The organism is Serratia sp. ASV30, from assembly GCF_016428815.1.
In the GTDB taxonomy this organism is placed as follows: domain Bacteria; phylum Pseudomonadota; class Gammaproteobacteria; order Enterobacterales; family Enterobacteriaceae; genus Chania; species Chania fonticola_C.
In genome coordinates this window covers 22,250-29,306 of record NZ_JAELTL010000063.1, presented here as the reverse complement: position 1 = coordinate 29,306, position 7,057 = coordinate 22,250, and the positions used below count along the sequence as shown (strand labels likewise).

Below are 7,057 nucleotides of genomic sequence, written 5' to 3'. Positions count from 1 at the left end.
CCCCCCCCCCCCCCCCCCCCCCCCCCCCCCCCCCCCCCCCCCCCCCCCCCCCCCCCCCCCCCCCCCCCCCCCCCCCCCCCCCCCCCCCCCCCCCCCCCCCCCCCCCCCCCCCCCCCCCCCCTTTTTTAGATGTGTATAAGAGACAGCCGTTGGCACAGGTCACCATGAGTGCAACGGTAACTGTCCCTCAATCCTGTAATATTAACGCGGGTCAGGTCATTAACGTGAACTTTGGGGATATAAAAGCGGGCGATATAATAACCAAGGGGGCGGGGGTTGACGGTTTTACCCCCAAAGTCGTGGATTTGACGCTGGCGTGCAGCAATATTTCTGATGGTGTAAAAATCAGTTTATCTATCAACGGTGAAATCTCATCGGGGGATGAGACCGCGCTGGCAACCAGTAATACAGATATCGGTATACGGATATTGGATGCCATGGGGGGAACTGTCACACCTAACGGTGGGTTATTACCCGTTAGCATGAATTACGCAACCCAAACTGGTACTAGCACCATGAGTGTGGCCCCGATTAATGTGACTGGCAACAGGCCATCCGCAGGACTGTTTAATGCAACTGCCACCATAAGAGCGGAGATGGAGTAATTAGGGGAAAAGGTAGCCATTTTATACTTGTGAGAAAAGCTGGCACGCATTGATATTGACCATGGGGGCAGAATATCTGCCTCCTTTTTAAGTGTCAGGGATTTAGCTTAAATCCGCGTCTAGGCCGTAAACTCATTCCCGACATTTTCCATTCCTTAGCCCTTCACCTTAGCCCTCTCCACAGGCAAGTGTTCATCAGGTACTCGATCGGTACTGCGGAAGAGGGGGGGAGATTAGTCACCCAAACCTGAGTGGTGTGAAACAGCCAGGCCGATCGGGTACTATGGCGGTTCTATGCCAGCCGGTATACAGGAGCCGCCATGAGCCATCAGGAACGACAACTGACTTTTGATCCGCGAGGTCATCAGCTCACCAACATTAACGTCTGGACGCCTTGTAGCCAATGGCTGGCGTATGACGTACGGCCAAGCGGCGCATCCTTTACCGGGCTGAGTATTGAACGGGTGAACGTTGCCAGCGGTCAGGTGGAGGTGGTTTATCGGGCACAGCATGGAGCCCATGTCGGCGTGGTAACGGTGAGCCCGGATGCGCCAGCGCGTTATGTGTTTATCCATGGGCCGGAACACCCGGACAGCCACTGGCATTATGACTTCCACCATCGCCGTGGCGTGATCGTCAGCGAACCGGATCGTGAATTGGCGATCACCCTCGACGCCCTGGACATTACAGCCCCCTATACCCCTGGTGCGCTGCGTGGCGGTACCCACGTGCATGTATTCAGCCCAGATGCCAGCCGCCTGAGCTTCACCTATAACGACCATGTGATGCATGAACTCGATCCGGCACTGGATTTGCGCAATGTCGGCATAGCGGTGCCGCTGCAAGGGGTTAATCCGCCCAAGCAGCACCCACGTGAATACGACGGTAGCCATTACTGCGTACTGGTTAGCGCAACCACACCAACCCCGCAGCCGGGCAGCGATCAAATCAATCGGGCTTACGAAGAGGGCTGGGTTGGCCTGCAAGGCTATAGCAAACCCGATGGCAGCCGCCAGCGTTGGGCGTTGGCGTTTATCGGCGACACCCTCTCGCAGCAGGGGGAAAAACTGCCGGAAGTGTTTGTGGTGGATTTGCCGGAAAACGATGCCGACTATGCCAAAGCCGGGGATGCTCCCTTGCAGGGAACGGCAACAACCTTACCTGCCCCCCCGTTGGGGGTTCAACAACGGCGGTTAACCTATACCGGCCAACGCAAATATCCTGGGGTTGCCACCACGCCACGCCATTGGTTGCGGAGTTCGCCAGACGGCAGCGCCATCGCTTTTCTGATGCAGGACGATCGGGGCATTGTGCAACTGTGGACTATTTCCCCAAATGGCGGGGAGGTGAATCAGGTGACACAAGCGGATCACAGCATCCAGTCGGCCTTCAGTTGGCATCCGCAGGGGGGCAAGATTGCGCTGGTGTGTGATAACAGCGTGATGCTGTGCGATATCGCCAATGGCAATCTGCAGCGCCTGACCAAGCGGACTGCGCAGCCACCACTGGGGGACGCCGTGGTGTTTTCACCGGACGGCAAACAGGTGGCCTTTATGCGTGAAGTCGCCGGATTTAACCAGATTTTTGTGGTGGCGGTTTAACTACGGCCCGGCCGGTGCTGGCGAGGTTGCCATGCCCTGGCCTGGATTGCCGCTGACAGCCAGATTTCGTTCTTCATCATGCTGGATACGGGCTTTGGGTGAGGCTGCCGCTTTATCGCTGCCTGAGCGCAGGTAGTCGTAAGGCAGCAAAATGGTGTCCATTGCCGCCGACAGGGGCAGGTCGATCGCTAGCAGGGGCATCATGGCCCAACTGGTATCTTCGCTCTTCATCATATCGACATTGGCGCGCGTACCGGAGTAATAACCCTGGTCGGCCCCGGTATGGCTGGCTACGCTGGAGCAACCGTTAGTGGTCAGCAGCAGGCAACCGGTCGCTATCATTTTTTTTATTGGTTTCATTCGTCCATCCTGAGGGGGTACACATCCCCTGAAATTTGCTGATTTATACCCGTCGTCTTTCAAGCTGCAGCGTTGTTACCTGCACTTACTCACCCCAGTCACTTACGAAAAGTAAGCTCCTGGGGATGAGTAAGCTTGTCGCCTAGCTGCAGCTTGAAATCCATAGGGTGTATAACATCCAGCCAAAGCATTGAAAGATGCAACGTTCCGCACTGTGGCGGCTATCTCACTTTGAGTGTATGTGATAAACAAATTTTCGCCGTTTCCATTGGCAATTATTTCATCATCACCAGTTGAAATGTGGAAAGCAAACCCCATCTTCTTTACAAGGCCAAATTAAGAATTTGCCGTAAGGGAATTCAAGCCTTATAGCCTGTCCATGATGGAAGGCTTCATTATCAACCTCGCTGAAGTGCCTTAGGAGGCTGTTTTATGCGCAACTTTGATCTTTCCCCGCTGTACCGTTCCGCGATCGGTTTTGATCGCCTGTTCAACGCCCTTGAGGCTGGCCAAAGCCAGGGTAACGGTGGCTATCCACCGTATAACGTTGAGCTGGTTGATGAAAATCATTACCGCATTGCCATCGCGGTGGCCGGGTTTGCCGAGCAGGAACTGGAGATCACCACGCAAGACAATCTGTTGATTGTGCGCGGGGCCCACACCAACGAACCTGCTGAGAGAACCTATTTATATCAAGGCATTGCCGAGCGTAATTTTGAACGCAAATTCCAGCTGGCCGAGCATATTCAAATTAGAGGCGCCAAACTGGAAAACGGCCTGCTGTATATCGATCTGGAACGTATCGTGCCGGAAACATTAAAGCCGCGTCGGATCGAAATTAAGTAATTGTTGTATCACCGTGCCTGCCGTTAGGGGGCAAACTTTGAATCTCGCTTCTTTGAAGGAGTTTATACTATGCGTAACTACGATTTATCCCCACTTCTGCGTCAATGGATCGGTTTTGACAAGCTGGCCAGTTCAATGGGCGGCCAGGAGCCACAAGGGTTCCCGCCATATAACATTGAGAAAAGCGACGATAACCACTATCGCATTTCCCTGGCGTTAGCCGGGTTCAAACAGAGCGAACTAGATATTGAAGTGGAAGGCCCGCGCCTGACTGTGCGTGGCAACCCCACACCGCCGGAAAAACAGGTGGAGTATCTGCATCAGGGGCTGGTGTGCAAAGAGTTCACCTTGACCTTTACCCTGGCAGAACACCTGCAGGTGGCCGAAGCCAAATTTGAAAACGGCCTGCTGCACATCGATCTGGTACGTCACGTGCCGGAAGCCTTGCAGCCACAACGCATCAGCATCGGTAGCACTCCGGGGCTGGAAGCCAAATAACCGGCTGAAAAAAAACAAAAACTTGCGGGGGAGGTCCATTCGGGCCTCCCCCGTTGCATTCTGTGGCATACCCCACATTACCCCCCCGCGCCTTATGTCAGAATCCCTATTAATTGCAGGTATTTAATCGCATACCGATTGTTAAACTTTGGTAAGGATGTGACGTATGAGTGATATCGCCCTGACCGTCAGCATGTTGGCGTTGGTGGCTATTCTCGGGTTATGGATTGGCAACTGGAAAGTGTATGGCGTGGGTTTAGGGATAGGCGGCGTCTTGTTCGGTGGCATCATCGTCGGGCACTTTGCACAGACTTACCAGATCACTCTCAACGGCGACATGCTGCACTTTATCCAGGAGTTCGGTCTGATCCTGTTTGTTTACACCATCGGTATTCAGGTTGGCCCTGGTTTCTTCTCGTCCCTGCGCGTTTCCGGCCTCAAGCTCAATGGCTTCGCCATTCTGCTGGTGCTGGTGGGCGGCGTGGTGGCGGCGATTGTCCATAAGCTGTTTGCCGTGCCGTTGCCGATCATTCTCGGCGTGTTCTCCGGTGCGGTTACCAACACCCCGGCGCTCGGTGCCGGGCAGCAGATACTCACCGATCTGGGTTCCGATCCGGCGCTGGTTAACCGCATGGGGATGGGCTATGCGATGGCCTATCCGTTCGGTATCTGCGGCATTCTGCTGGTGATGTGGCTGATCCGGCTGTTCTTCCGCATCAATATCGATAAGGAAGCGCAGGAGTTTGAAGACAGTCTGGGGAGTAATCGCGAACTGTTGCAGACCATGAACGTGGCGGTGCGTAACCCCAATCTGCAAGGCATGGCCATCAAGAATGTGCCGCTGCTCAACAGTGATGAGATTATCTGTTCACGGCTCAAGCGCGGCGATTTACTGATGGTGCCTGCCCCGCATGAGACGCTGGAACTGGGGGATTTCCTGCACCTGGTCGGCAAGCGCGAAAAGCTGGAAAATGCCCGGCTGGTGATTGGCGAGGAGGTGGACGTTTCGCTCTCCACCCGGGGGACTTCACTGCAAGTGGTTCGTGCGGTCGTGACCAACGAAAAGGTGTTGGGTAAAAAAATCCGCGATCTGGAACTGAAGCAAAAATATGAAGTGGTGGTTTCGCGCCTCAACCGTGCCGGGGTCGAGCTGGTGGCTGGCAGCAATGTTACGCTGCAGTTCGGGGATATCCTCAACCTGGTGGGGCGGCCAGAATCTATCGAGGCGGTGGCGGCGATTGTGGGTAACGCCCAGCAGAAGCTGCAACAGGTGCAGATGCTGCCGGTCTTTATTGGTATTGGCCTTGGGGTGCTGTTGGGATCTATCCCGCTGTTTATCCCCGGTTTCCCGGCGGCGTTGCGGTTGGGGTTGGCCGGTGGTCCGCTGGTGGTGGCCCTGATCCTGGGGCGTATCGGCAGCATCGGCAAGCTGTACTGGTTTATGCCGCCCAGTGCCAACCTGGCGCTGCGCGAACTGGGGATCGTACTGTTCCTGGCCGTGGTTGGCCTGAAGTCTGGTGGCAACTTTATTGATACCCTGCTGCATGGCGATGGGTTGGCATGGGTCGGTTACGGTGCGTTAATCACCTCGATCCCGCTGATTAGCGTGGGTATTTTGGCCCGGGTGGTGGGTAAGATGAACTACCTGACGCTTTCCGGCATGCTGGCTGGCTCAATGACCGATCCGCCGGCGCTGGCCTTTGCCAATGGCCTGCACCCTACCAGCGGTGCCGCAGCGCTCTCTTATGCCACGGTCTACCCGCTGGCAATGTTCCTGCGCATCATGTCACCGCAGCTGCTGGCGGTGCTGTTCTGGGCGATGTAGCCTGTAAAAGGGGCTCCGCTTGCGGAGCCCCAATATACTGCTGACAAAATCTCAACCAGCTACGCTTCCTGGTGCGCGCGCTCAACTTCTTCGGCCAGGATCATCACGCCACGCTCAATATCTTCCGGATTAGGTACATAGTTCATGCGCATACATTGATGCGTATGCGGCCATTCATGCTCCAGCCCCGGGAAGAAGTAGTGGCCTGGCACCATCAATACGCCACGCTTTTTCAGCCGTTGATACAGCAGCTCAGTGGTGATGGGCAGATCCTTGAACCACAGCCAGAGGAAGATAGCCCCTTCCGGTTTATGGATCAGGCAGCGCTCTGGCGACAGGTAACGGCGAATAATGCCGATGGTCTGCTCGACACGCTGCTTGTAGAACGGGCGGATCACCTCGTTGGATAAACGCAACAGATCGCCACGCTCAATCATCTCCGTGGCCAGCGCCGGGCCAATGCTGCCTGGGGACAGGCTGATGATGCCGTTCATATTGGTCAGCGCGGTAATAACCTTCTCGTCGGCAATCACGATGCCACAGCGTGAGCCAGGCAGGCCCAGCTTGGACAAGCTCATACACAGGATGATGTTCGGGTTCCAAAGCGGCGTGGCTTCGCTGAAGATAATACCGGGGAACGGCACGCCGTAAGCGTTATCGATCACCAGTGGGATATCACGCTGCTGCGCCAACAGATCGAGCTTCATCAGCTCTTCGTCGGTGATCACGTTGCCGGTCGGGTTGGTGGGGCGCGATACGCAGATCATGCCGATGTCGTCACCGATGTTCAGATGCTCAAAATCGACGTGATACTTGAACTGGCCGTCTGGCAGCAGTTCGATATTGGGTTTGGCAGAGACAAACAGCCCTTCATCCAACCCGGAATCGGCATAGCCAATATATTCTGGCGCCAGCGGGAACAGCACGCGGCGGCGGGTGCCGTCGGCGTAGCGGCCAGCAAACAGGTTAAACAAGTAGAAAAACGCGCTCTGGCTGCCATTTGTCAGTGCAATATTCTGTGGTTCGATCTGCCAGCCAAGCTCTTCTTGCAGCATGGTGGCCAGCGCTTTCAGCAGGGCGTCTTTGCCTTGTGGGCCGTCGTAGTTGCACAGTGCCTCGGTCAGCTTGCCCTGGTCGAGCATCTCCTGGCACAGCTGTTTGAAGTAGCTGTCCATCTCTGGGATGTGCGCCGGGTTACCGCCGCCGAGCATGATGGCACCTGGCGTGCGCAGGCCTTCATTGAGATCGTCCATCAAGCGGGTGATGCCCGCGTAACGGGTAAATTTGTCGCCGAAAAGTGAAAAATTCATAGCTGCTGCAAT

General features: G+C 55.7%; 7 protein-coding genes. 5 read left to right on the top strand and 2 right to left on the bottom strand.

What is annotated here, in order from left to right:
* Nucleotides 1–149 precede the first annotated feature (149 nt).
* Both JHD74_RS21685 and JHD74_RS21680 read left to right on the top strand, forming a co-directional pair.
* Nucleotides 150–605 (top strand): fimbrial protein, encoded by a 456-nt coding sequence (locus JHD74_RS21685; protein ID WP_199063486.1) that lies wholly within the window; start codon nucleotides 150–152, stop codon nucleotides 603–605.
* A 320-nt stretch (nucleotides 606–925) separates the two neighbouring features.
* Nucleotides 926–2,206 carry a DUF3748 domain-containing protein gene (locus tag JHD74_RS21680; protein WP_199063485.1) on the top strand — a complete coding sequence of 427 codons (1,281 nt, stop codon included), beginning with the start codon at nucleotides 926–928 and terminating at the stop codon, nucleotides 2,204–2,206.
* Here JHD74_RS21680 and JHD74_RS21675 read toward each other — a convergent pair whose 3' ends face one another.
* Nucleotides 2,207–2,566, bottom strand: coding sequence for a YceK/YidQ family lipoprotein (locus JHD74_RS21675; RefSeq protein ID WP_024527353.1), 360 nt, complete (start codon nucleotides 2,564–2,566; stop codon nucleotides 2,207–2,209).
* A gap of 432 nt (nucleotides 2,567–2,998) precedes the next feature.
* Between JHD74_RS21675 and ibpA the strand changes: the two genes are divergently transcribed.
* The 3 genes from ibpA to JHD74_RS21660 all read left to right on the top strand — a co-directional run bounded on the left by ibpA (nucleotide 2,999) and on the right by JHD74_RS21660 (nucleotide 5,735).
* Nucleotides 2,999–3,412: a small heat shock chaperone IbpA gene (gene ibpA / locus JHD74_RS21670; protein ID WP_021181374.1), complete on the top strand. Its 414-nt coding sequence runs from the start codon at nucleotides 2,999–3,001 to the stop codon at nucleotides 3,410–3,412.
* 69 nt (nucleotides 3,413–3,481) lie between these two features.
* The gene (gene ibpB / locus JHD74_RS21665; RefSeq protein ID WP_024527352.1) at nucleotides 3,482–3,910 is read left to right on the top strand and encodes a small heat shock chaperone IbpB; all 429 of its coding nucleotides are present in this window, start codon (nucleotides 3,482–3,484) and stop codon (nucleotides 3,908–3,910) included.
* A 166-nt stretch (nucleotides 3,911–4,076) separates the two neighbouring features.
* Nucleotides 4,077–5,735, top strand: a complete 1,659-nt coding sequence (locus JHD74_RS21660; RefSeq protein ID WP_024527351.1) for a putative transporter — start codon at nucleotides 4,077–4,079, stop codon at nucleotides 5,733–5,735.
* A gap of 59 nt (nucleotides 5,736–5,794) precedes the next feature.
* On the opposite strand, the gene JHD74_RS21655 is transcribed toward JHD74_RS21660, so the two are convergent.
* Nucleotides 5,795–7,045, bottom strand: coding sequence for a valine--pyruvate transaminase (locus JHD74_RS21655; RefSeq protein WP_024527350.1), 1,251 nt, complete (start codon nucleotides 7,043–7,045; stop codon nucleotides 5,795–5,797).
* Between the last annotated feature and the right edge of the window lie 12 nt (nucleotides 7,046–7,057).

What these genes read in the sequence shown, in the direction of transcription:
- JHD74_RS21680 (WP_199063485.1), top strand. Translation starts at nt 926, where the DNA reads ATGAGCCATCAGGAACGACAACTGACTTTTGATCCGCGAGGTCATCAG.
- JHD74_RS21675 (WP_024527353.1), bottom strand. Translation starts at nt 2,566, where the DNA reads ATGAAACCAATAAAAAAAATGATAGCGACCGGTTGCCTGCTGCTGACC.
- ibpA (WP_021181374.1), top strand. Translation starts at nt 2,999, where the DNA reads ATGCGCAACTTTGATCTTTCCCCGCTGTACCGTTCCGCGATCGGTTTT.
- ibpB (WP_024527352.1), top strand. Translation starts at nt 3,482, where the DNA reads ATGCGTAACTACGATTTATCCCCACTTCTGCGTCAATGGATCGGTTTT.
- JHD74_RS21660 (WP_024527351.1), top strand. Translation starts at nt 4,077, where the DNA reads ATGAGTGATATCGCCCTGACCGTCAGCATGTTGGCGTTGGTGGCTATT.
- JHD74_RS21655 (WP_024527350.1), bottom strand. Translation starts at nt 7,045, where the DNA reads ATGAATTTTTCACTTTTCGGCGACAAATTTACCCGTTACGCGGGCATC.